This window comes from Paracoccus sp. pheM1 (assembly GCF_018499825.1).
Classification (GTDB): domain Bacteria; phylum Pseudomonadota; class Alphaproteobacteria; order Rhodobacterales; family Rhodobacteraceae; genus Paracoccus; species Paracoccus versutus.
In genome coordinates this window covers 1,758,903-1,778,430 of record NZ_JAGXCX010000001.1, presented here as the reverse complement: position 1 = coordinate 1,778,430, position 19,528 = coordinate 1,758,903, and the positions used below count along the sequence as shown (strand labels likewise).

Annotated in this window: 21 protein-coding genes and 1 tRNA gene; 15 read left to right on the top strand and 7 right to left on the bottom strand. The window is 65.4% G+C overall.

Features of this window, described 5'->3' with window-relative positions; all coding sequences use genetic code 11:
* Positions 1 to 13: 13 nt before the first annotated feature.
* From KF941_RS09025 to KF941_RS08990, 8 genes are all read left to right on the top strand, one after another.
* Positions 14 to 838, top strand: coding sequence for a hypothetical protein (locus KF941_RS09025; RefSeq protein ID WP_214273142.1), 825 nt, complete (start codon positions 14 to 16; stop codon positions 836 to 838).
* A 71-nt stretch (positions 839 to 909) separates the two neighbouring features.
* Positions 910 to 1,497 carry a hypothetical protein gene (locus KF941_RS09020; RefSeq protein WP_214273141.1) on the top strand — a complete coding sequence of 196 codons (588 nt, stop codon included), beginning with the start codon at positions 910 to 912 and terminating at the stop codon, positions 1,495 to 1,497.
* Entirely contained in the window at positions 1,497 to 1,916 is a 420-nt protein-coding gene (locus KF941_RS09015) for a hypothetical protein (RefSeq protein WP_214273140.1), read from the top strand. The genes KF941_RS09020 and KF941_RS09015 overlap by 1 nt, the downstream gene beginning before the upstream one ends.
* Complete coding sequence (locus KF941_RS09010; RefSeq protein WP_214273139.1) at positions 1,903 to 4,080, top strand: hypothetical protein; 2,178 nt, start codon at positions 1,903 to 1,905, stop codon at positions 4,078 to 4,080. Before KF941_RS09015 ends, KF941_RS09010 begins: the two co-directional genes overlap by 14 nt.
* Before the next feature lie 11 nt (positions 4,081 to 4,091).
* Positions 4,092 to 4,736 (top strand): hypothetical protein, encoded by a 645-nt coding sequence (locus KF941_RS09005; protein ID WP_214273138.1) that lies wholly within the window; start codon positions 4,092 to 4,094, stop codon positions 4,734 to 4,736.
* Positions 4,733 to 6,763: a hypothetical protein gene (locus tag KF941_RS09000; RefSeq protein WP_214273137.1), complete on the top strand. Its 2,031-nt coding sequence runs from the start codon at positions 4,733 to 4,735 to the stop codon at positions 6,761 to 6,763. The genes KF941_RS09005 and KF941_RS09000 overlap by 4 nt, the downstream gene beginning before the upstream one ends.
* Positions 6,764 to 6,885: 122 nt before the next feature.
* The gene (locus tag KF941_RS08995) at positions 6,886 to 7,683 is read left to right on the top strand and encodes a hypothetical protein (protein WP_214273136.1); all 798 of its coding nucleotides are present in this window, start codon (positions 6,886 to 6,888) and stop codon (positions 7,681 to 7,683) included.
* 7 nt (positions 7,684 to 7,690) lie between these two features.
* On the top strand, positions 7,691 to 8,065 hold the full coding sequence (locus tag KF941_RS08990) for a hypothetical protein (RefSeq protein ID WP_214273135.1): 375 nt from the start codon (positions 7,691 to 7,693) through the stop codon (positions 8,063 to 8,065).
* 163 nt (positions 8,066 to 8,228) lie between these two features.
* Here the strand turns inward: KF941_RS08990 and KF941_RS08985 are convergent, their stop codons facing one another.
* The 3 genes from KF941_RS08985 to KF941_RS08975 form a co-directional block, all read right to left on the bottom strand.
* The gene (locus KF941_RS08985) at positions 8,229 to 8,438 is read right to left on the bottom strand and encodes a hypothetical protein (protein WP_214273134.1); all 210 of its coding nucleotides are present in this window, start codon (positions 8,436 to 8,438) and stop codon (positions 8,229 to 8,231) included.
* Between the two features lie 58 nt (positions 8,439 to 8,496).
* Positions 8,497 to 8,916, bottom strand: a complete 420-nt coding sequence (locus KF941_RS08980; RefSeq protein ID WP_072464395.1) for a hypothetical protein — start codon at positions 8,914 to 8,916, stop codon at positions 8,497 to 8,499.
* Positions 8,917 to 9,331: 415 nt separating this feature from the next.
* Complete coding sequence (locus KF941_RS08975; RefSeq protein WP_072464394.1) at positions 9,332 to 9,529, bottom strand: hypothetical protein; 198 nt, start codon at positions 9,527 to 9,529, stop codon at positions 9,332 to 9,334.
* 503 nt (positions 9,530 to 10,032) lie between these two features.
* On the opposite strand from KF941_RS08975, the gene KF941_RS08970 reads away from it, so the two are divergent.
* Together KF941_RS08970 and KF941_RS08965 are read left to right on the top strand one after the other, a co-directional pair.
* Complete coding sequence (locus KF941_RS08970; protein WP_072464393.1) at positions 10,033 to 10,857, top strand: N-acetylmuramidase domain-containing protein; 825 nt, start codon at positions 10,033 to 10,035, stop codon at positions 10,855 to 10,857.
* A 3-nt stretch (positions 10,858 to 10,860) separates the two neighbouring features.
* A complete protein-coding gene (locus KF941_RS08965) occupies positions 10,861 to 11,061 on the top strand; it encodes a hypothetical protein (RefSeq protein WP_072464392.1) in 201 nt (66 codons plus the stop codon).
* Between the two features lie 134 nt (positions 11,062 to 11,195).
* On the opposite strand, the gene KF941_RS08960 is transcribed toward KF941_RS08965, so the two are convergent.
* On the bottom strand, positions 11,196 to 11,426 hold the full coding sequence (locus KF941_RS08960) for a hypothetical protein (RefSeq protein ID WP_072464391.1): 231 nt from the start codon (positions 11,424 to 11,426) through the stop codon (positions 11,196 to 11,198).
* A gap of 210 nt (positions 11,427 to 11,636) precedes the next feature.
* On the opposite strand from KF941_RS08960, the gene KF941_RS08955 reads away from it, so the two are divergent.
* The 3 genes from KF941_RS08955 to KF941_RS08945 all read left to right on the top strand — a co-directional run bounded on the left by KF941_RS08955 (position 11,637) and on the right by KF941_RS08945 (position 12,961).
* Positions 11,637 to 11,837: a hypothetical protein gene (locus KF941_RS08955; RefSeq protein ID WP_072464390.1), complete on the top strand. Its 201-nt coding sequence runs from the start codon at positions 11,637 to 11,639 to the stop codon at positions 11,835 to 11,837.
* 164 nt (positions 11,838 to 12,001) lie between these two features.
* Entirely contained in the window at positions 12,002 to 12,493 is a 492-nt protein-coding gene (locus KF941_RS08950; protein ID WP_147428941.1) for a ferritin-like domain-containing protein, read from the top strand.
* Positions 12,494 to 12,673: 180 nt separating this feature from the next.
* Positions 12,674 to 12,961, top strand: coding sequence for a hypothetical protein (locus KF941_RS08945; RefSeq protein ID WP_214273133.1), 288 nt, complete (start codon positions 12,674 to 12,676; stop codon positions 12,959 to 12,961).
* 529 nt (positions 12,962 to 13,490) lie between these two features.
* Here KF941_RS08945 and KF941_RS08940 read toward each other — a convergent pair.
* A complete protein-coding gene (locus KF941_RS08940) occupies positions 13,491 to 13,688 on the bottom strand; it encodes a hypothetical protein (protein WP_036751852.1) in 198 nt (65 codons plus the stop codon).
* A gap of 172 nt (positions 13,689 to 13,860) precedes the next feature.
* Here KF941_RS08940 and KF941_RS08935 point away from each other — a divergent pair, with 172 nt between their 5' ends.
* Positions 13,861 to 15,117, top strand: a complete 1,257-nt coding sequence (locus KF941_RS08935) for an aspartate kinase (protein ID WP_036751790.1) — start codon at positions 13,861 to 13,863, stop codon at positions 15,115 to 15,117.
* A 31-nt stretch (positions 15,118 to 15,148) separates the two neighbouring features.
* The gene (gene ptsP / locus KF941_RS08930; protein ID WP_036751788.1) at positions 15,149 to 17,392 is read left to right on the top strand and encodes a phosphoenolpyruvate--protein phosphotransferase; all 2,244 of its coding nucleotides are present in this window, start codon (positions 15,149 to 15,151) and stop codon (positions 17,390 to 17,392) included.
* Positions 17,393 to 17,779: 387 nt separating this feature from the next.
* Here ptsP and KF941_RS08925 read toward each other — a convergent pair.
* Both KF941_RS08925 and KF941_RS08920 read right to left on the bottom strand, forming a co-directional pair.
* Positions 17,780 to 17,856: transfer RNA gene (locus KF941_RS08925), tRNA-Arg, on the bottom strand.
* Between the two features lie 93 nt (positions 17,857 to 17,949).
* Complete coding sequence (locus KF941_RS08920) at positions 17,950 to 19,380, bottom strand: ATP-binding protein (protein WP_214273132.1); 1,431 nt, start codon at positions 19,378 to 19,380, stop codon at positions 17,950 to 17,952.
* Positions 19,381 to 19,528: the final 148 nt, after the last annotated feature.

Below are 19,528 nucleotides of genomic sequence, written 5' to 3'. Positions count from 1 at the left end.
ATAGGCTCGCCGGATGATCGCAGATATCGCCCGATTCTATCTGACTTGCCTGCGCCGGGCCTTCAGCGGCGTGGTTGGCTTGCTGATGGCGATATTCACGGCTGCCGGCTTCGCCTTGGGGCTGGTTCGTTTCTTGCCGGTTCCGGCGCAGTGGCAGGATGCTGTCATGGGTGAGTGGCCTTATTACGTGACCATGGGGTTGCTGCTTCTGGTCACCCTGGGGCGGTTCATGTTCTACCCCTATGCGATGCATCGGGAAGAACAGCAGCAGCGCAAGGCGCTGGAGCATCGTCTTCAGCCTCGGTTCAGGGTGGAACTGGCGCAATCGTCGTATCAGGCGCCGACGCGGACGGTTGAGGGAGCGGACGGATCAAGGCAGCAGGTTTTCACCGCAGTGCCTGCATCGGTGACGACTTTGCTGGTGCGCAATATCGGGAAAGACAAAGCCAGGAACTGTCGGGCGAAAATTCTGGCGATCCGGACCAAGGAATTCGGCAGCGACATCAGCATAGCCGAACCGATCATCCTGCCCTGGGACTTTCGTCGGCCGGAGGATCACCTTGCGGTGGACCTCGACCCTGGCGAAGCGCGGCGTATCTGGATCTCGCGCTCGGTCAGAGCTGGCTATGCCTATCTCGTCCGGGATTTCACCCGGCTGCCGGTCGAGTATCAGACCATCTTCGGCACGCCTGGCATATATGAGCTGACGGTCCAGATACTCGCGGACGGGGTGACCGACGTCGAGGTTTGCCTTGATCTTGTGGTTGTCGCACCGGAGGCGGCCGGCCGGGGGCCAATGCAGCAATTGCGCATGGCCTCGGCGCCCGCCGCCATCTGAAGCCTGAAATCGTCAATCTTGTATGGGCCCGGGGTGATCCGGCGCCCTGTTGTGCCATGGAGCGAAACCGGATGAGCATCTTTCCCGTCGGCTTCAACCCGCGCGCCGATGCCGTGGGATTGATGGACATGGTTTCCATCGAGACCGCCGACGGCGTTTTCCGCTTCCTGCTGGGCGCCGATGGCCGGTTCGTGGACGTGGCCGACCGCGAATGGATCGGCAGCCAGCTGATCGACAGTTCGGAATTGCGGCTCTCGATCCAGGGCGAGGCGCCGGCGGGATCGCTGTCGCTGACCTTCATTCCCGATCCCGATGACGGCGACCTGGTGGCGCAGGTGCGGGCGCTCGGGACCGATTACGTCAGGGGCCGAGAGATCGTCTTCTGGCTCCAGCCCATCGGCTCGATGGCCGAGTTCCACGCGCCGGTCCATGCGCCGGTGCGCTGGCTCACCCGGCGGGGCGGTCACATCGAGTTCGACCTGTCGGGCGGGCTGGAGCGCCGGATCACACTGACCTTCGAGGGGCCGTTCACCGGGCGCAACACCGCGCCCGGTCTGCAATACACCGTGGCGGATCACGCGCGGCTCATCGGGGCGCCGAACAGCTCGCTGCGCTTCATGCCGACCGACACGTTCCAGGAAGAGAAGCTTTTCGGCTGATGTCACCGCTTTATGCAGAACTGAACCGCTGGCAGAGGGTCACCTACCAGTGGGGCGAGAACGATTGCGTGACGCTCTGCGCGGACTGGATCTTGCGCATGCGCGGCGTCGATCCGGCCGCCGATGTCCGCCTGACCTACGAAAGCGCGGCCGAGTGCCAGCGCGTGACCCGGTTCTTCACCGATCCGGTCGGCGCCGTCGGCCCCTGTCTCGACCGCGCCGGCCTCGCGCGCACCGGCCAGCCCCGCGCCGGCGATATCGGGGTGATCCTGCTGCTGACCGAACGTGGGGTGGCGCGGCCGCATATGGCGCTTTGCCTCGGCCGCACATGGGCGCTGAAGGACCAGTCCGGCGCCGTCAACGCGGTCGTGCCGCTCAAGATCGCCGCCGCATGGGAGGTTGGCTATGAGGCTCCGTAGCCTGGCGCTGGCCGCGCTGCTGTCGACGTCCTGCCTCAGCACCCCGGCCGAGGCGGGTCCAGTGATCCCGTTCATCCAGGGCGTCTGGGTCGGCCTGACCACGGGCGCCGCGGCCGGGGCCGGGATCAGCGGCGCTTTCGCGGTTGGCATGAATGCCGGCGCATGGCTGGTTGGCGGGTCGTTCCTGTCGCGCGTCGTGGTGTCCATCGGCATGTCGGCGCTGGCCCAGAGCCTCGCGCCCAAGCCGCAGATGCCATCGCCGCCCGAGATCATGGCGAACTACGCCCAGGACGTGTCCTGGCAGGACCGCGTCTATGGCCGGGTGCGCAAGGGCGGCCCTTATGCGCTGGCGGCCTATTCCAGTGCCTCGATGACGACGCCGCTCGGCTCGGACAACCGGCGCAAGCGGCATTACGGCGTGATCATCGCCGCGCATTCGACGCTGGGGCCGGTGCAGCACTATCTGGACAAATGGCCGGTCGAAACCGATGTCAACGGCTGGGTGCTGACCGATCCGGTGCTGTGGCGCAACCCACCGGCGAAGTCGACGGACTATCACGGATCGATCCGCACCTATACCGGCCATTCCGGCCAGGGGGCCGATCCGGTCTGGCGGGCGACCTTCCCCGAGGTATCGGAATCCGACGATTTCGCCGGCCTGTCCTATGCGGCGCTCTCGGCGGCGCGGCCGTCGATGGAGGAGTTCCAGAACATTTATCCCGGTGGTCGCGAATGGGCCTATGCCCCGGTCTGGGACGGCTGCGACACGGTCTATGATCCGCGCACAGACAGCCGCAGCTGGTCGAACAATGCGGCGCTGGTCATCGCCGATGTCGCGACCTGGTTCGGCAAGGAGGTGGACTGGGACGAGGTGGCGGCCGAGGCGGATATATCCGACCAACTGGTGACAAACCGGGACGGCGGCACCCAGCGGCGCTGGACCATCAATACGGTGCTGCGCAGCGACATGACCTGGGAGCAGGTGCGGGCGCATCTGATGATGTGCTGCGATGCCTGGTTCTACGAGCGGCCGGACGGGAAGCTCGGCTTCAAGGTCGGGGCCTATTCCGCCCCCACGTTGACCCTGACCGACGAGGATTTCCTGTCGCTGTCGATCCGGCACAAGGCCACGGGCCCGGACGAGGTCGGCAGCTATGCGCTGCGCTATGTCGAGCCCGCCCGCGACTGGAGCGGCGAGGTCAGCGGCGCGGTCATCCTGAACCCGCTCGGGGATCGGTCGGAAGAGGAATGCAACGGCGTCGACAGCCACAACCAAGCCTGGCGCATCATCTGGCGTTGGGCGAAGGCGGCGCAGCCGGAATGGCAGGTCAGCGGCACACTGAAGGTGATCGGCTACGACTGCATCGGCGAACGGTTCCTGCGCATCCAGCATGCGGAGACCGGGCTCGATTGCGTGGTCGAGGTGGCGATGCTGACCCGCGTTGCGGGGACGCATACCTTTTCCATCGAGGCGGCCTCGGTCGAGCCGGGGGATTTCGATCCCGACGCGCTGGCGCTGGAGCCGCCCAGGACGCTGCGGGCGACGATTTCCGAGGATCGGATCGTGACGGCGCCGGGCTCGCTCTCCGGCTCGGTGATCGAGGGAACGGGCGGCGTGGCCATGATCGAATATGTCTGGCCGGCCCAGCCCGAGGATCTGCGTCAGCAGCTGCGGTTCCGCTCGCCCGGCGCCGGCATCGCCGACTGGCAGATGATCGATGTCGGCGCCGGGCAATCGACGCAGGTGCTGTCCGCCCTGGTCGACGGGCAGGATTACGAGGCGCAGATCCGCAACCGCACGGGCGGCAACCGGGTCAGCGCATGGGTGCCCGAGGCGCCGCTGGTCCTGCGCGCCGTGGCCAACAGCGTGCCGCCGGCGGCGATGCAGCATTTCACCGGGGCGGCGGCGGGCTCATCCGTTGGCCTGGCCTTCATCCCGCCGAACGACCCGGTCTATGCCGCCGCGCGGATCTGGCGCGCGACGAACAGCACGTCGTTTGACGACGCGGTGCATGTCGGCACCGAATACGGCGCGCCGAACCTGGCCGACGAATGGAGCGATCCGGCGCCAGGCGTCGGCGATCACAGCTACTGGATCGAGCCGCTGAACGGCTCGGGCATTGCCGGCTCGCGCAGCGGCCCGGTCACGATCACCATCATCTGAAGAGGGCAGACATGGCGACACAGATCGCTGGCCCCGTCCGGTTGCCGGACGGGACGATCCCGGCGCATGGCCGGGTGATCTTTCGGCCGAAGAACGGCGGGATCGTCGGCGCGACCACGATTTCCGGCGGCGCGGTGGTGGCGCCGATCAGCGGCGCCGGCATGATCGATGTCGAGCTGGTCGGACGCGCCGGCGGCGTGCCCTACACCGTGGCGGTCGAGCATTGGTCGGAGGCCGAAAACCGGCTGGTGACCACCATGCTGCCCGATGTGGTTCCGACCGGCGCGGCAGGACCGTTCACGCTGATGGACCTGGTCGCGGTCGAGATCCCGCGGGATGCCAGATCGGAGGCGACCTGGAAACGGGGCGACACGATCAACATCGGCGGCCAGTGGATCGATGAATTCGGCCGGCCGGTGGACCTGACCGGCATGACGGTCTCGGCCGCCATGCGCGGCCCGGATGGCATCACGCGGCCGCTCACCGTCCATGTCAGCGATGCGGTCAAGGGCATGCTGGAAATCTCGATGTCCGCCGGCCTCAGCGCGCAGCTGCCGCTCGGAGCGCATTGGGTTGACGTGAAAGTAACCAGCGGCGCCCGTGTCAGCCGCACGCAATCCGGCACCATCAACATCGACAGGGAGGTGACGCCATGAGCATCCTCGACAAGTCCAGGCTGCTGCTGTTCGTGGGCGGCACCGTTCCCGGTTCCGGCGCATCTGCGGGCGATGTCGCCGCCATTGCGGATGAAGTGGCGGATCTGACCACCGAGGTTGGCGCCAAGGCCAACCAATCCGCGTTGGTTGCTGAAACCGCGGCCCGCGAGGCGGGCGATACCGCATCGCGCGAGCGAGCCAACCATACCGGCACGCAAGCGATCACCACCGTCGACGGCCTGGAGGAGGATCTGGAGGCCAAGCAGGAGGCGATCATAACCACCGACGGCATCGCCCGGCGCGCGGATGACAGGTCGGTAGGGGTGATCCCGTTCGGGACCCCCGGTCATCCTGACTATACCGCCGCGCTGGTTGGAGACGATGGGGGGCAGTGGATCGCATTCAACGAACCGCGCGGCGTCACGGAAGTTTCGACGCCCATATCGGTGGGGCTGAATGCGCCGATCATAAGTGGCGAAAGCGCTCTCTACCTGATGTCCATTGAGGACGAGGAGGGATATCCTTGCGCGGCCATAACCAGAGACGGCGTTGGTCTTGGGCTTTGGGCCGGAGGCGAGGGCTCGTCTTCTTCATCCGGCGTCGACGTCGAGGGCTTTACCGCCAAGCGCGCGGCCAACGAGATGCCGGTGCTGAACGACGACGATCAGACCCGGCTGGAGCCGTTCACGACCGCGCGCGAGGTCTATATCGGCGTGCCGTTCCGCGGCGCAGCTTATTCGTCGGGCGAGGCCGGGGCCGGGGTCGACGTGGGCTGGCTGCCGCCCAATGGCGAGGTCAACATCGAGCTGAACCATGATGGCGCCTATATCTACTCGCGCGCAGGTTTCGGCGGCGTGGCGCACAACACCATCGAGCGGACGCCCGGCGTCTATACCGTGGTGCGCGTATTCCGGCTCGGGCCGAAATACCTATACCAGGTGGTGATCGGGTCGGTGGTGACGTCGAATACCGCGCCGATCCGCAACCGGTCCATCGCGTTCGGTGGCCAGTCCCACATCCAGGGCGGATTCTGGCAAGGCGTGGTCGCAGGATTGCTTGACGGCTTGGCAAACGTGCAGTGGCGCCCCACCGACTGGATGCCGTCGCCGGTCTACTGGACGCCGCATTGCATCAATGGCGCCACCGGCGAAACGGCCATTTCCAGCGCGTCGAAGCCCGCCGGATCCAGCAGCTACTGGTGGCATCGCGTCGACCAGACGGATGGTCCCGCATTGACCACCTGGAAAGCGCGCATATCCGAGGCGGTCACCGCCGGCCAGCCGGTGCCAGAGGACGTGGTCTGGGCCCAAGGTGAGGGTGATACCGACTCCATGACCAGCGGTGCGCTGTCGCTGGCGGATCACTGGACCGATCTGACGGCCCTTTTCAATGAAATGCGGTCGTTCCTGATCAACCTCGGCGCATTAGATCCACAGTTTTACGTCGGCATGCTTGGGCGGGGAGAAAGTGCCGGCCTGCGCGCCAAAGCCATGGGCTACACGGCAGTCCGTCAAAATTATTTGCGGCTGATCAGCGACGTCGCGTGGGTCCATTACGCCTGCGAGCTTTACGACCTGCCCGGTGCCCTCGGCGATATCCACTATGGTTTCTTGGGCCATTACACCCATGGGTGGCGGTATAGCCGCGCCATCGCCAATGTTAGGCAAGGCCAAAGCAACAGCCTCGGCCCGCAGGTCACCAGCGCCACGCTGGAGGACGGTGGCCGCAGCGTCCGGCTGACGATCAGCGGCACCGACCTGCGCATGCCCAGCAACCCGTCGCCGCCGTGGATCATCCCGGCCGGGGGCGATGCGCAGTCGGCGCCAGTGCCGGTCACGCGGGTCCGCGTCGATGGCGCCGAACTGGTCGTCTCGGCCGCCCAGGACCTGACCGGATGCCGGCTGATCTATCCCGCCGGCGCCGTGCCAAATCCCCGCGGGGACAGCATCGTCTACGACCTGGCGCATTCGCACGTCCAGATGCCGGGGCTGCCGCTCCGAAGCTTCATCACCAACCCGCTCGCATAAGGAGGCCCAGCGTGACCTGCCAACAGATTGTATTTCCGGGCGCCGGTTTCATCCGGTTCGGCCTTCCGCGGAACATTCGATACGTTCCCGGAACAGAGCTGCCTTCTGCCGGCGCCCTCGGCGTGTTCTTGTTGGAGGACGGCGAGGTCAACTCCTGGCACGATGGCGACTTCGCCAACCTGGTCCCCGGTTCGATGCCCGGTCGGGTGCTGCCCGGCTGGGCGCCGCCGCAGATGCGCAATTTCGGCACGCAGCGCGGCGGCATGCGGATCACGAATGTCAACGGCACGCTGATCGACAGCCGCATCCCGGCGCAGCGCAGCCAGTTTACCGTGGCGATGCTGGTCTACACCCACGCCAAGCATGGGTTGCCCAACCCCTACAACCTGATCCACCTGATGACCTCGGACAGCGCCAACGCCATGCCGGCCGACAACACCGGCAACCTCAACATGCTGGGCGCCAACGCCATCTGGGGCATCGGTGCGAGCATGAACACCGGCAAAACCGGCCAGTTCATGCGTTACGGTCCGGCGATCTCTCTGGGCGGGGCCAACTTCACGGAGATGGCGGCCACGCTGGGGGTCCAGGGGCAGTGGAACGCCTTTGCGATGTCGGTCGATGGCCCGGCCGGCGCGATCCGTTTCCAAACGCTGACCGATTATCGCACCATCTCGGACGCCGAGCAGGGCAATACCGAGATCTATGATACCTGGGTGACCAACCTGGCGCTGCGCAACGGCACGTTCCTATTCGGCTGTGCGGTCAACGGCCCGAACCGGGACAGCGAGGGGCCGCTGGCCGACATGATGGGCGCGGGATTCTATGGGCCGGCCTATAGCGCCAGCGGCATCGAGGCGCTGCTGCGCGGGTTGGCCAAGATCGGGGTGGATCGCGGCGTCACCGTGGCCGGGTATTGAGGGCGATATGACCGACAACGAACCTGGCCTGGTCCAGCAGGCCCTCTTCTTCCTGGCGATGATAGGTGCCTGGATCGCGGGCGAGGCCGGGCGGGCCGCGCTGGCTGGCGCTGCCGGCGGGCTGGTTCGCTGGCTGATGTCGGAGCGGCGGCGTATCCGCGACGGGGTCGTTTCGGTCATCGCCGGCGCCCTGATGGCCCGCTACGCCAGCCCGGTCATGCTGGCGCTATTGGAGCGGTGGCTCGGCGAAATGAGCGGCGATGTTGGCGGCGCGGCAGGGTTCGCCGCGGGGCTCGCGGGGATGTCGCTGGCCAAGCTTGCGCTGGCGATCCTCGATGCCAATTACCGGCGCATCACAGGCGGGGGGCAGTCCGATGCCTGATTGGCTGCGGGCCTGGCTGCGCGAGGAAGCGCGGGCATGGGCTTTCGCCGTGGCCCTGATTGTCGCCTGGTTGGTGCTGCGGATGTTGTGAGAAAGCCCCGGCTGCCAGCTGCATTGCAGCCGGGGCTTGCTTCGTATCATCCCAAAACGAAGCGCGCAGACCCTATCCCGCTATTCCGAAATCGCAATCCCCATCTCCCGCCAGCCCCTCCAGCGCGGCAATCGTCGCGTCGTAGCTGTTCCCGGCCTTCGGGAACCGCGCCTTGCGGCTGCGATACCAGCGCAGCCATTTCGGCAGCTCGTCCAGGGGATAGGTCGCGGACCAGATCTCGCCGGTCAGCGTGAAGGTGGTTTCGTCATGCGTCGCTTTCATGGCGGCGTTTTGCGGCGGGGCGCGGGCGGGCGCCAGACTGCCTGAAGCCCGGCCTCTCTCAGTTCGCGAAGGCGTCGATCAGGTTCAAGACGGCGAGGATCTTCCGGGTGCCGCTGTCGATCCGATAGATGCGGTCGTCATCCCTGTAGTAGCTCCAGCCGTTACGCCGCTTCAAATCGTAGCGGTCAAAGTCGCGGATGAGCACATAGTCTCCGATGCGGAGCGTGTCGCCCACGCGCGTACCAAAGCGCTTGCCTACCTGCCCCGGTGGAACGCAGGGTGGGTTCTTTTTGGCGAGACCCGGTGGACAATCTGCCACGTAGCGGGTTTGCACGCGGTGGACCTCTCGGGCCCCCCGTTCATGATGGTGGCGTCCAGAGGCACCTTTGCCATTCCCGCGGCCCGGATCGGCCGCGACCGGGGCGGCTCCCATCGTGGCGATCACCAAGGCGGTGATCAGTTTCGTTGTCAGCTTCATCGTTCAAGCTCCAAGGCAGTCTCGGAGAGATATAGCGCCAGCCTCCGCGAAGGCTGCATCACAAAAAAAAGCATCGGCGAAAAAGAGCCCGCGAAATGCTCTGGATCGGCCCCCGTCGGGTGAAGAAGCGTGAGACGGAGGCCGACACCCACGACGCTAGAGGCGAGCTGGTATCAACCCATCAGATAAACCCGCTAACACCAAGGCCTCTGCCGATGTTGCACACAAGAGGCAGAGTCCCCGGTCCGCCGAGAGAATGCTCGGACGGGCTTCAGCATCATACCACATCGAGGGCTGCGCGTTGCTTGGAAAGTGATCGGCTCCCAGCACATCGGCCAGGACCTGCCGGGAGCCGAGATTCGCGCGTTTCAAAAGTGCGAATCGAGGCGATCCTATAGCAACCGCCTTCGCCCCGCTACCAGCCGCGAAACCGCTCGTCTATACCAAAGGTCGAAGGCTTGACGGGTATGAGCCGTATGGTGCCATCGTCGTGGATCAGTTTGACCAGGTCGCCGTTCTTGTGGTGCTTGATGCCTTCCAGATTCCACGGCGGCCGAGAGAATATTTCGGTGATACCGCTAAAAGCGTCGGTAAGCGCAATAGGGCTGAACATCGGAACCTCACTGTTTGATGGATGAGACGGCGGACCGAGATCCGCCGTCCACCTTCCGGCTTTTTAATGCCGCATACCGGAACAGGCATGACGTCGCCTGACCTTGTTGCGAGAATTTACCGGAAGCTCTGCATCCCTTGAATAACGCGAATCGTCGCAACGGCCGCGTTACGATTGTTCGGGTTTGTCAGGTTCGCCGCGCGGGTCGCGGACTTCTTCATCGCCGATGGGGCGTTTCGCCAGCTCATCACTCTGCTGCTGGGGCGGATGTTCTCGGGTCGGTTTCGTGCGTTCTCGGTCGGCACCCATATACTGGGTCCTCCATAACACCGCCGGACCATACCGGAGGATACACTTAAAACTGGTGCGGCTCGCTCCGAATTACATCGGGAGCGCGACAACAATCGTGCAGCGCTTAGTAAAGCCCCGAAAGAAACCCGACAGCTCACTCCCGAGCGATCAAAACCGCCCCGCCTCGCGCGGGGCTTTTCCATGGAGAAGCCATGTATCCAGCAGGGTTCAAGGGCCGCGCGCAGCGGCTCACCGATATCGATGTGGCCCGCGTCGGCCGCATTATCGGCGCGGGCGAGGATGAGATCCGCGCCGTGATCGAGGTCGAGACCTCCGGCGGAGGCTTCGACAGCCAGGGCCGGCCGAAGATGCTTTTCGAGCCGCATGTGTTCTGGCGCGAACTCGGGCCCGGCCAGAAGCGCACCGCGGCCGAGGCCTCGGGTCTCGCCTATCAGCGGTGGGGCAGCGCACCCTATCCCAATGACAGTTATCCGCGCCTGGCGCTGGCCATCAAGATCGACGCCAATGCCGCGCTGCGGTCGGCCAGCTGGGGCCTGGGCCAGATCATGGGCTTCAACCACCGCGCCGCCGACTACGCCACGCCGGGCGATATGGTCGCTGCCTTCTGCGACAGCGAGGCAGCCGGCCTCGAGGCGATGATCAGCTTCATCATCTCCGAGGGGTTGGATGACGAGCTGCGCCGCCACGATTGGACCGCTTTCGCCCGCGGCTACAACGGCGCCGGCTATGCGACCCATGACTATCACACCAAGCTTGCGGCGGCCTTCAAGCGCTGGCAGGCCATCCCCGATACGCTGGCGCCGGCCTGCCCGAAGATCGGCCTTGGTAGCCGCGGGGACGCGGTGCGCCACGCCCAGCAGCGCCTGACCGCGCTTGGCTTCGACACCAAGGGCGTGGACGGCATCTTCGGCGCCAATACCCGCGCCGCCACCATCGCCTTCCAGAAATCCGCCGGCCTCAAGCAGGACGGCATCATCGGGCCCAAGACCTGGCCCGCCCTTCTCAAGGAGAACTGATCCATGAGTTCCGTTTTCGTCCGCATGGCGATCTATGTCCTGTCGCCGCTGCTCACCATGCTGGCCGGCCTGCTGGGCGGCTGGGGCGTCAGCTATGACGCCGCCACGCACATGCTGACCATCAACGTCGAGGCGGTGATCGCCGCCGCTGTCGCCGCCGCCGGCCTGTCGGGTGCGATCTTCGCGAGATGGGGGGTGAAGTAGTGCGCTCGCCCTATGAGGTCGCGCTGGCCGCGTCTCTGGTTGCCGGCCTCGCGGTCGGCGCCGCCGTTGCGCGGCCGCGCCGATCCCGGCTCAGGCGATGGGGCGGTCAGTTTTCCATGCCGGCGCCGGAGCCGTTACGGATGGCCTAGTTTTCCGCTTGAGGTGAACCGAACCCCCAGGCTCGCGAGCTCGTTGATGATGGCTTTGTAGGTTTCGATCACATTCACGATGCTGCCATCTGACAGCCTGACTTCGGTGCCGGCGTCATCCGCAACCTCCCGCACCGAGCTAATATGCGCGACGGCGAGGGCAACCTTGCTTGCTTGCCGACCCGGTTCATTCAGGTGAAGAATGATGAAGGTCATGGCGATTCTCCGCTCCCTGAAGTCCCCACGTTAGAAGGCCAAACGGCCGCCGTCCAGCTTACTGCGTCGGATGCCGGACCTGAGGGTCGCTCACCGACGAGCCGTTGTGATCCTCTCTTCTTCCACAAGAGTGGGTGTATATCCGCAAGATGATCCCCATATATAGGATATCCGCGCGGAGACACTGCGCGGTGCCATGGAGGACTTCATATGGTCCATGACCCGAAAATGCTGACCGAGCAAGAGATGCTCCAAACTGCGGTTGATGGTTTGGATAGCGATACCCCACACCGGATTGACGCAAAGTTCAAGCAAGCCATTGACGAAATGAATGAAGAAGAGGCGCAGGCCGCGAACGACAAGGCCAATTTAGATTGGAATAAGAGCTATGACGAATTGGGTGACGGTTGAAGCGGATGAACCGGGGCCGAAGCAGTATCGGGTAGAGCATAGAGCCTGAACTGGAAGAGGTGTGGGCCGGCTTGACCTTGCGTCGGCCCGGGAACCAGCAGTGCATCCGGACGTTTGCCCGCTGTGCCGCGTGGAAGCGGTGAAATCAGTGGAGGAACTGTTTCATGAAGACGTTGCAGGACGCGTTCGAGCACACCTTGCAGGACATCTACTGGGCTGAGAATGCCCTGTCAAAGTCCCTGCCCAAGGTCTCGAAATCCGTAAACAACGCCGAACTGAAGGCGGCGGTCGATGCTCATCTGAAAGAAACCAAAGGGCATATCAAGACCCTGGAGGCGGTCTTCAAGTCAATCGGGCAGGAAGCCAAAGGCGAAAAATGCGACGCCATGGACGGCCTGCTGAAGGAGACCGATGGCCTGATTGAAGAGGCTTCGGGCCATGCTTTGGATGTGGCGCTGATCGGAGCAGCCCAAGCGGTCGAACACTACGAGATCGCGCGTTACGGCACGTTGCGCGAATGGGCCAAGGTTCTGGGTCATGACGAGGCGCACACGTTGCTTACATCCATCCTGGACGAGGAAAAAGCTGCGAACGCAAAACTGACTGCGCTTGCGGTGACCGCCGTGAATGAGGCCAAGCAACCCTCCAAGAAATAACCGTTGCTCATTTTTGCGACTTAGGTTGTTGAAGCCTGCAAGCTAACGGATACGGCACAACAGTTCACCGTCTCGCCTCGGCTCGAACGAGGCGGGACGGATCCCTGCCGCAGCGTGATCACCTGCCATCTGGACTCCATCGTTCACTTTCTGTTCTCATGGCAGCGGAAGGGAGTCGCCATGACGGAACATAGATGGACGCGCCGCCGGACGTGGCCGAACAGTCACCACAGGGGCTCCGAGGATCACTGGTCCGTCTATCGCGACGGCGAGATGGTCGGCCGCATCTACCCGCATCACACGCCAGATAACCGCTGGTATTGGTGCGTGTTCACCATCGCGGGCGGTACTGGACTGGTGCCGAGCATGGCGGATGCGCTTGAGGCAGCTAGGCAGGCTGCGGGCGATCTGCCGTTGAAGGAAGAGTATGGCCCGGACCCTCCAGGTCGCCGCGGGCTTCGCCGCTGAGGCCTAAAAAGTGAGGGTCCGGCGGTTTGAAAACCGCCCGTAACCCATTGATGCCATTAAGGCGAATCAACATGCCGTTTGCAGATAATCGCCATGGCATCAGCGAATCGGTATGGTTTTGGGTACCGTAGGCCGGAGGTTCGAATCCTCTCGCCCCGACCACTTCCTGCTTTCCCGCACGGGTCCGGCAGCCGCCTCGGCGGATTCCTGCCGAAAAAGCCAGCGTGACTTTGCCGCATCAGCGCCGCTTCATGACTGGATGGGCGTCCCGTTGTTTTCAGGGCGTCACATTCGTCTGATCGAAGGTGTTTTGATGAGTATGCGAGGTTCTCATGAACGCTTGGTGGAGCGCGTCCGTCTGCATCAACCGGACACTTGGGGGACAGCAATCAGAGCCGCTTTGCTCGCGCGTCTATCGTCAGCCGCCGTCGCCCTGGCGCAGCGCCTTCATGGCGCTGATGGACTGCATCTTTTCCGAAACGGCCCATTGCGAGACCATCCATAGCCGCTGGCGCGACCGCCGCGGTGCCTAGCTTTTGGCGGCAAGCTGCCGCTCCAGCTGCTCCAGCGCGGCGATGGTGGCGTCGTAGCTGTTGCCGGCCTTGGGAAAGCGCGCCTTGCGGCCGCGATAGAAGGCCAGCCATTTCGGCAGCTCCTCCAGCGGATAGGTGGCCGACCAGATCTTGCCGGTCAGCGTAAAGGTGGATTCGTCATGCGTCACTTTCATGCCCGCCCTTTTGCGGCCCCGCGCCCGCCGCTTCAAGATCCCGGCCGCGCTGGCGGCGGGACGGGCAAAATAATGCACCGGAAAGTTCGGGAAACGCCTGCCGCCCCTTGTTCTTTTCCCGTCCCGACCCTAGAAGGCCCCCCTGAAAACTGGTGATGCTGGGGGCAAGGGAATGCCGCTTCTGGTGATGAAATTCGGCGGCACCTCGGTTGCCGACCTGGACCGCATCAAGAACGCAGCGCTGAAGGTTCAGCGCGAGGTCGAGCGTGGCTATGACGTGATCGTCATCGTCAGCGCCATGTCGGGCAAGACGAACGAGCTGGTCGGCTGGGTCGAGGCGACCTCGCCGCTGTTCGACGCGCGCGAATACGACGCCGTCGTCGCCTCGGGCGAGAACGTCACCGCCGGGCTGATGGCGCTGACCCTGCAGGAGCTGGGCGTGCCCGCGCGCAGCTGGCAGGGCTGGCAGGTGCCGATCAACACCACCTCGCAGCATTCGGCGGCGCGCTTCGTCAGCATCCCGCGCCAGAACATCGACCAGAAATTCGCCGAGGGCATGCGCGTGGCCGTGGTCGCGGGCTTCCAGGGGCTTGGCACCGACAACCGCATCACCACCCTGGGCCGGGGCGGCTCGGACACCACCGCCGTCGCCTTCGCCGCCGCCTTCGGGGCCGAGCGCTGCGACATCTATACCGACGTGGACGGGGTCTATACCACCGATCCGCGCATCACCTCCAAGGCGCGCAAGCTGAAGAAGATCGCCTTCGAGGAGATGCTGGAACTGGCCAGCCTGGGGGCCAAGGTTCTGCAAACCCGCTCGGTCGAGCTGGCGATGCGCTACAAGGTCCGCCTGCGGGTGCTGTCCTCGTTCGAGGAAACCGACGAGAACAGCGGCACCCTGGTCTGCGATGAGGATGAAATCATGGAATCGAAAGTCGTCAACGGCGTCGCCTATTCCCGCGAAGAGGCCAAGATCACCCTGGTCACGGTCGAGGACCGCCCCGGCATCTCGGCCGCGATCTTCGCGCCCCTGGCCGAGGCCGGCGTGAACGTGGACATGATCGTCCAGAACATCTCGGAAAAGGATTACGAGGATCACCCCGGCTCGGTGACCGACATGACCTTTTCCTGCCCGGTGAACCAGGTCGCCCGCGCCCGCAAGGCGATGGAGGATGCCAAGGCCGCCGGCCATATCGCCTATGACGACCTGGTCGTGGACACCGAGGTCGCCAAGGTCTCGGTCGTGGGCATCGGCATGCGCAGCCATGCCGGGGTCGCCGCGCGCATGTTCAAGGCGCTGGCCGATGAAAACATCAACATCAAGGTGATCTCCACCAGCGAGATCAAGATTTCGGTGCTGATCGACCGCAAGTATATGGAACTGGCGGTTCAGGCGCTGCATGATGCCTTCGAACTGGAAAAGCCCTGAATCCGGGCCGATAGGCTGAAGCGGGAGGATTATGCCCGAACGCAAGGACAGCGACTCGCGCAAGCTGCTGCGGCGGCTGCGCGAAACCTTGGCCGCCCCTGGGGGCGGCCAGGACCGTCTGGACCAGATCACCCATCACATCGCCGATTCGATGGGGACCGAGGTCTGCTCGATCTATCTTTTCCGCGACCCCGCCACGCTGGAGCTTTGCGCCACCGAGGGTCTGAAGCCCGAATCGGTCCACAAGACCCGGCTGCGCCTGGGTGAGGGGCTGGTCGGCCGCGTCGCCCGCTCGGGCCGGCACGTGAACACCGCCAATGCCCCGGCCGAGCCCGGTTTCCGCTACATGCCCGAGACCGGCGAAGAGGTCTATTCCAGCTTCCTGGGCGTGCCGATCCAGCGCGTGGGCGAGCGGCTGGGCGTCCTAGTGGTGCAGTCCCGCGATGCCCGCCAGTTCAACGAGGACGAGGTCTACGGCCTGGAGGTCGTCGCCATGGTGCTGGCCGAGATGGCCGAGCTGGGCGCCTTCCTGGGCTCGCAGGCGGACAGCCTGCCGCTCCAGCACCGCTTTCCGGTCATGTTCCGCGGCTCGACCGCGCAGGAGGGCGCGGCCGAGGGCCGTGTCTGGCTGCACGAGCCGCGCGTCGTGGTCACGAACCCGGTCGCCGACGATCCGCTGAAGGAAAAGGCCCGGTTGATCGAGGCGGTGGCCATGCTGCGCACCACGGTCGATTCCATGCTGGCCGCCTCGGACATGGGCTCGGGCGATTCGGCCGAGGTGATGGAGACCTATCGCATGTTCGCCCATTCCCGCAGCTGGCTGCGGCGGATGGAAGAGGCCATCGAGCTGGGGCTTTCGGCCGAGGCGGCGGTGGAAAAGGAACAAAGCCAGGCCCGTGCCCGGCTGGAAAGCGCCGCCGATCCCTATCTGCGCGACCGGCTGCACGATCTGGACGACCTGTCGAACCGGCTCTTGCGCATCCTGACCGGGCAGGGCCGCGACACCGGGGCCGAGATGCCCGACGACCCGATCCTAGTCGCCCGCAACATCGGCCCGGCCGAGTTGCTGGATTACGGCCGGCGCCTCAGGGGCGTGGTGCTGGAAGAGGGCTCGGTCGGCAGCCATGCCGCCATCGTGGCGCGGGCGCTGGCGATCCCGCTGGTGATCCATGCCGAGCGCGTCACCTCCGAGGCGCTGAACGGCGACCTGATCCTGGTGGACGGCGACATGGGCACCGTGCATCTGCGCCCCGAGGAATCGGTCGCCAAGGCGTTCCGCGACAAGATGGCGATGCAGGCCGAGGCGCAAAAGCGCTATGCCGGGCTGCGCGACCTGCCCGCCACCGCGAAATGCGGCACGACGATCCAGCTTTACATGAATGCCGGGCTGATGGCCGACCTGCCAAGCCTGGAAAGCTCGGGCGCCGAGGGGGTGGGGCTGTTCCGCACCGAGTTGCAGTTCCTGACCCGCACCCGCGTCCCCCGCCGGGGCGAGCTGGCGGCGCTTTACGCGCATGTGCTGGACAATGCCCATGGCAAGCCGGTGATGTTCCGCACGCTGGACATCGGTTCGGACAAGGTGCTGCCCTACATGAAGCCGCAGGACGAGCCGAACCCGGCCATGGGCTGGCGGGCGATCCGCGTGGGCCTCGACAAGCGCGGCGTGTTGCGGATGCAACTTCAGGCGCTGATCCGCGCCGCGGTGGGGCGGCCGCTTTACGTCATGTTCCCCTTCATCACCGAGATGGGCGAGTTCGAAGAGGCGCACAAGCTGTTGATGGAGCAGCTGGCGCGCGAGCAGCGGCTGGGCCATGCCATGCCCTCGGACATCCGCGTCGGCGCGATGCTCGAGACGCCCTCGCTGGCCTTCGCGCCGAAGAAGTTCTTCGAGATGTGCGATTTCATCTCGGTCGGCGGCAACGACCTCAAGCAGTTCTTCTTTGCCGCCGACCGCGAGAACGAGCGGGTGCGGCGGCGCTATGACACGCTGAACAGCTCGTTCATCTCGCTGCTCGACCAGATCGTGCGGCGCTGCGACGAGGCGCGGGTGCCCGTCTCGTTCTGCGGCGAGGATGCCGGCCGCCCGATCGAGGCGGTGACGCTGGCGGCGCTGGGTTTCCGGCGGCTGTCGATGCGCCCGGCCTCGATCGGGCCGGTCAAGCACCTGATCCGGCGCGTGGACCTGGGCGAACTGAAGCGGCTGATCGACGACGCCCGCACCCTGGGCGAGACGAACCTGCGCCGCTGCATCACCGACTGGCTGGCGCGGCAGTAGCCGGCCCGCCGGCCGCGCCGTATCGCGGTCGGAGGGCCGTCGCAGGCCGCCGCCGCGGCGCTGCCTGCGCCGAATCGCGATGCCAAGGCCGAGGTTTTCGGCGTCCATGGTCTTGCCATGGCACCACAGGGGGCCACGGTCCATCGCGACGTCCCGGACCCTAGCACCGGCGCGCCCGCCGGACAGGTCCGCGCTTTCAAGCGTCTTTGGCAGCCGCGGTCGGTGGGCGCCATGCCGCGCCCTCTTTCGACCGCAAGCACGAACTGGCCGGGCGCCCGGCTTTGGCCGAAGCGCGGGACGCCGATTTGCCGCTGCGTGCCCGCCTGCACAGGCCAAGCCTCGAAAGGCAAGGCCGCCCAAGAGGGGTAATGATGTCTGGAAATTCAATGGCGGACCCGGAGCGATTCGAACGCCCGACCCCCAGATTCGTAGTCTGGTGCTCTATCCAGCTGAGCTACGGGTCCGCTGTGAGCCGGTGATTTAGAGTGAGCGTCGGGGGGGCGCAAGGCCAAAACGACCCGTGTCGAAAACTTTTTTGGAAAACCCGCGGGCGCGGCCTAACCCGCCGTCGCCTCGGCCTGCGAGGCCAGGCCCGCCAGCTCGCGCGGCAGGTGCAGGATGAACTGCGTGCCCTCTTCGTCGCTGCGCAAAAGCTCCAGCCGGCCGCCGTGGTTGCGCACCAGGTCGGCGGCGATGGCAAGGCCAAGCCCGGTGCCGCCCTTGCGCGAGCCGCCCGAGAAGGGCTGGAACAGGAAATCGCGCGCCTTCTTCGGCAGGCCGGGGCCGGTGTCGCCGATGCGGATCCACCATTCCTGCTCGTCCTCGCCGGCGCCGATCTCGATGGTGCCGGGCCGGCGCGTGGCCTCGATCGCCTGGCGCGCATTGCGCACCAGGTTCGACAGCACCCGGAACAGCTGGTCGCGGTCGGCGCGAATCGTCAGGCTCGATGGCACGTCGGTCAGGAATTCGATCGGCTCGGCGCCCTCGGGATGTTCCGAGGCCAGCGCCTCGCCCTCGGTCACTTCGCCCACCAGCGCCGAAAGGTTGAAGCGCGACAGCGAGGGCGCCGGCTCCTCGGCCTTGCCGAAGGCCAGCGTCGTCTCGCACAGGTTCACCGCCCGGCTGATCGAGTTCACCAGCTTGGGCGCGGCGCGGCGCACGGCCGGGTCGGCGCTGGTCTCCAGCCGGTCGGCGAATATCTGCGCCGTGGTCAGGATGTTGCGCAGGTCGTGGCTGATGCGCGCCACCGCCTGGCCCAGCTGCGCCAGCCGGTCCTTCTGCTTCAGCGCCGAGGTGACGGTGCGCTGCATGGCGGCAAGCGCGGTCTCGGCCTCGTTCAACTCGGTCAGGCGCGCGTCGGGGGTGATGATCGAGCGCGCGTCCTCGGGGGCGCTGGCATAGGCGGTCATGTGGCTGATGACGCGCCGGATCGGCACCAGCAGCAGCCGCTGCGCCGCCAGGTTCAGAAGCAGCGCGGTCAGGACCGAGAAGGCGGCCGAGATCAGCAGGAGCCGCAGCCCGTAGTCGATCATCTCGTTGCGCAGCCGCTGGGTGTCGGTGGTGATCTCGATCAGCTGCCCGGCCTGGTTCACCGGCGCGCCGATGACCCGGATCACCCGGTTCTGCGGATCGGCCAGCTGCGCCAGCCCGTCGCGGATCGAGGTCCAGAACGGCTGTTCGCGCAGGTCGTAGGTCGCCGCGATCGGCCCCGGAATCGGCGAGGACAGCACCAGCTGGCGCACGTCGTTGCGCCGCAGCACGACGTTGAAGACGCCGGCGTTCTCCAGCAGTTCCGATTCGAGGTCCGCGGCCAGCGATTCGTCGGTCGCCAGCAGCGCAAGGCTGGCGATCTGCGCGCGCTCCAGCCGCGATTCCAGGAAATCCAGCCGATAGTTCGCGATCGAGGGCAACAGGATCAGCAATTCGGCCAGAAGCACGAAAATGCCGGTGATCACCGCGAATCGGCCCGATAAGCTATTCAGGGACATGGTCGGTTCTGCTATTCCCCTCGTCGCGGCGCCGTTGCATCACATAGTGGCTGACATTGTGCAGTTCAAACCTGCGTGACATGGTCCCGGTTCCCCCGAACCTGCCGCAGCCGCGAAATCCTTTCAATGTGGTTGACTTGGGCTGCGG

Bases quoted from the DNA above. Each gene is read 5' to 3' on its own strand.
- KF941_RS08920 (WP_214273132.1), bottom strand. From the start codon at position 19,380: ATGTCCCTGAATAGCTTATCGGGCCGATTCGCGGTGATCACCGGCATT.
- KF941_RS08970 (WP_072464393.1), top strand. From the start codon at position 10,033: ATGTATCCAGCAGGGTTCAAGGGCCGCGCGCAGCGGCTCACCGATATC.
- KF941_RS08945 (WP_214273133.1), top strand. From the start codon at position 12,674: ATGACGGAACATAGATGGACGCGCCGCCGGACGTGGCCGAACAGTCAC.
- KF941_RS09010 (WP_214273139.1), top strand. From the start codon at position 1,903: ATGAGGCTCCGTAGCCTGGCGCTGGCCGCGCTGCTGTCGACGTCCTGC.
- KF941_RS08950 (WP_147428941.1), top strand. From the start codon at position 12,002: ATGAAGACGTTGCAGGACGCGTTCGAGCACACCTTGCAGGACATCTAC.
- KF941_RS08985 (WP_214273134.1), bottom strand. From the start codon at position 8,438: ATGAAAGCGACGCATGACGAAACCACCTTCACGCTGACCGGCGAGATC.
- KF941_RS08980 (WP_072464395.1), bottom strand. From the start codon at position 8,916: ATGAAGCTGACAACGAAACTGATCACCGCCTTGGTGATCGCCACGATG.
- KF941_RS08940 (WP_036751852.1), bottom strand. From the start codon at position 13,688: ATGAAAGTGACGCATGACGAATCCACCTTTACGCTGACCGGCAAGATC.
- KF941_RS09025 (WP_214273142.1), top strand. From the start codon at position 14: ATGATCGCAGATATCGCCCGATTCTATCTGACTTGCCTGCGCCGGGCC.
- KF941_RS09005 (WP_214273138.1), top strand. From the start codon at position 4,092: ATGGCGACACAGATCGCTGGCCCCGTCCGGTTGCCGGACGGGACGATC.
- KF941_RS08955 (WP_072464390.1), top strand. From the start codon at position 11,637: ATGGTCCATGACCCGAAAATGCTGACCGAGCAAGAGATGCTCCAAACT.
- KF941_RS09000 (WP_214273137.1), top strand. From the start codon at position 4,733: ATGAGCATCCTCGACAAGTCCAGGCTGCTGCTGTTCGTGGGCGGCACC.
- KF941_RS09015 (WP_214273140.1), top strand. From the start codon at position 1,497: ATGTCACCGCTTTATGCAGAACTGAACCGCTGGCAGAGGGTCACCTAC.
- KF941_RS08960 (WP_072464391.1), bottom strand. From the start codon at position 11,426: ATGACCTTCATCATTCTTCACCTGAATGAACCGGGTCGGCAAGCAAGC.
- KF941_RS08935 (WP_036751790.1), top strand. From the start codon at position 13,861: ATGCCGCTTCTGGTGATGAAATTCGGCGGCACCTCGGTTGCCGACCTG.
- KF941_RS09020 (WP_214273141.1), top strand. From the start codon at position 910: ATGAGCATCTTTCCCGTCGGCTTCAACCCGCGCGCCGATGCCGTGGGA.
- KF941_RS08990 (WP_214273135.1), top strand. From the start codon at position 7,691: ATGACCGACAACGAACCTGGCCTGGTCCAGCAGGCCCTCTTCTTCCTG.
- ptsP (WP_036751788.1), top strand. From the start codon at position 15,149: ATGCCCGAACGCAAGGACAGCGACTCGCGCAAGCTGCTGCGGCGGCTG.
- KF941_RS08975 (WP_072464394.1), bottom strand. From the start codon at position 9,529: ATGTTCAGCCCTATTGCGCTTACCGACGCTTTTAGCGGTATCACCGAA.
- KF941_RS08965 (WP_072464392.1), top strand. From the start codon at position 10,861: ATGAGTTCCGTTTTCGTCCGCATGGCGATCTATGTCCTGTCGCCGCTG.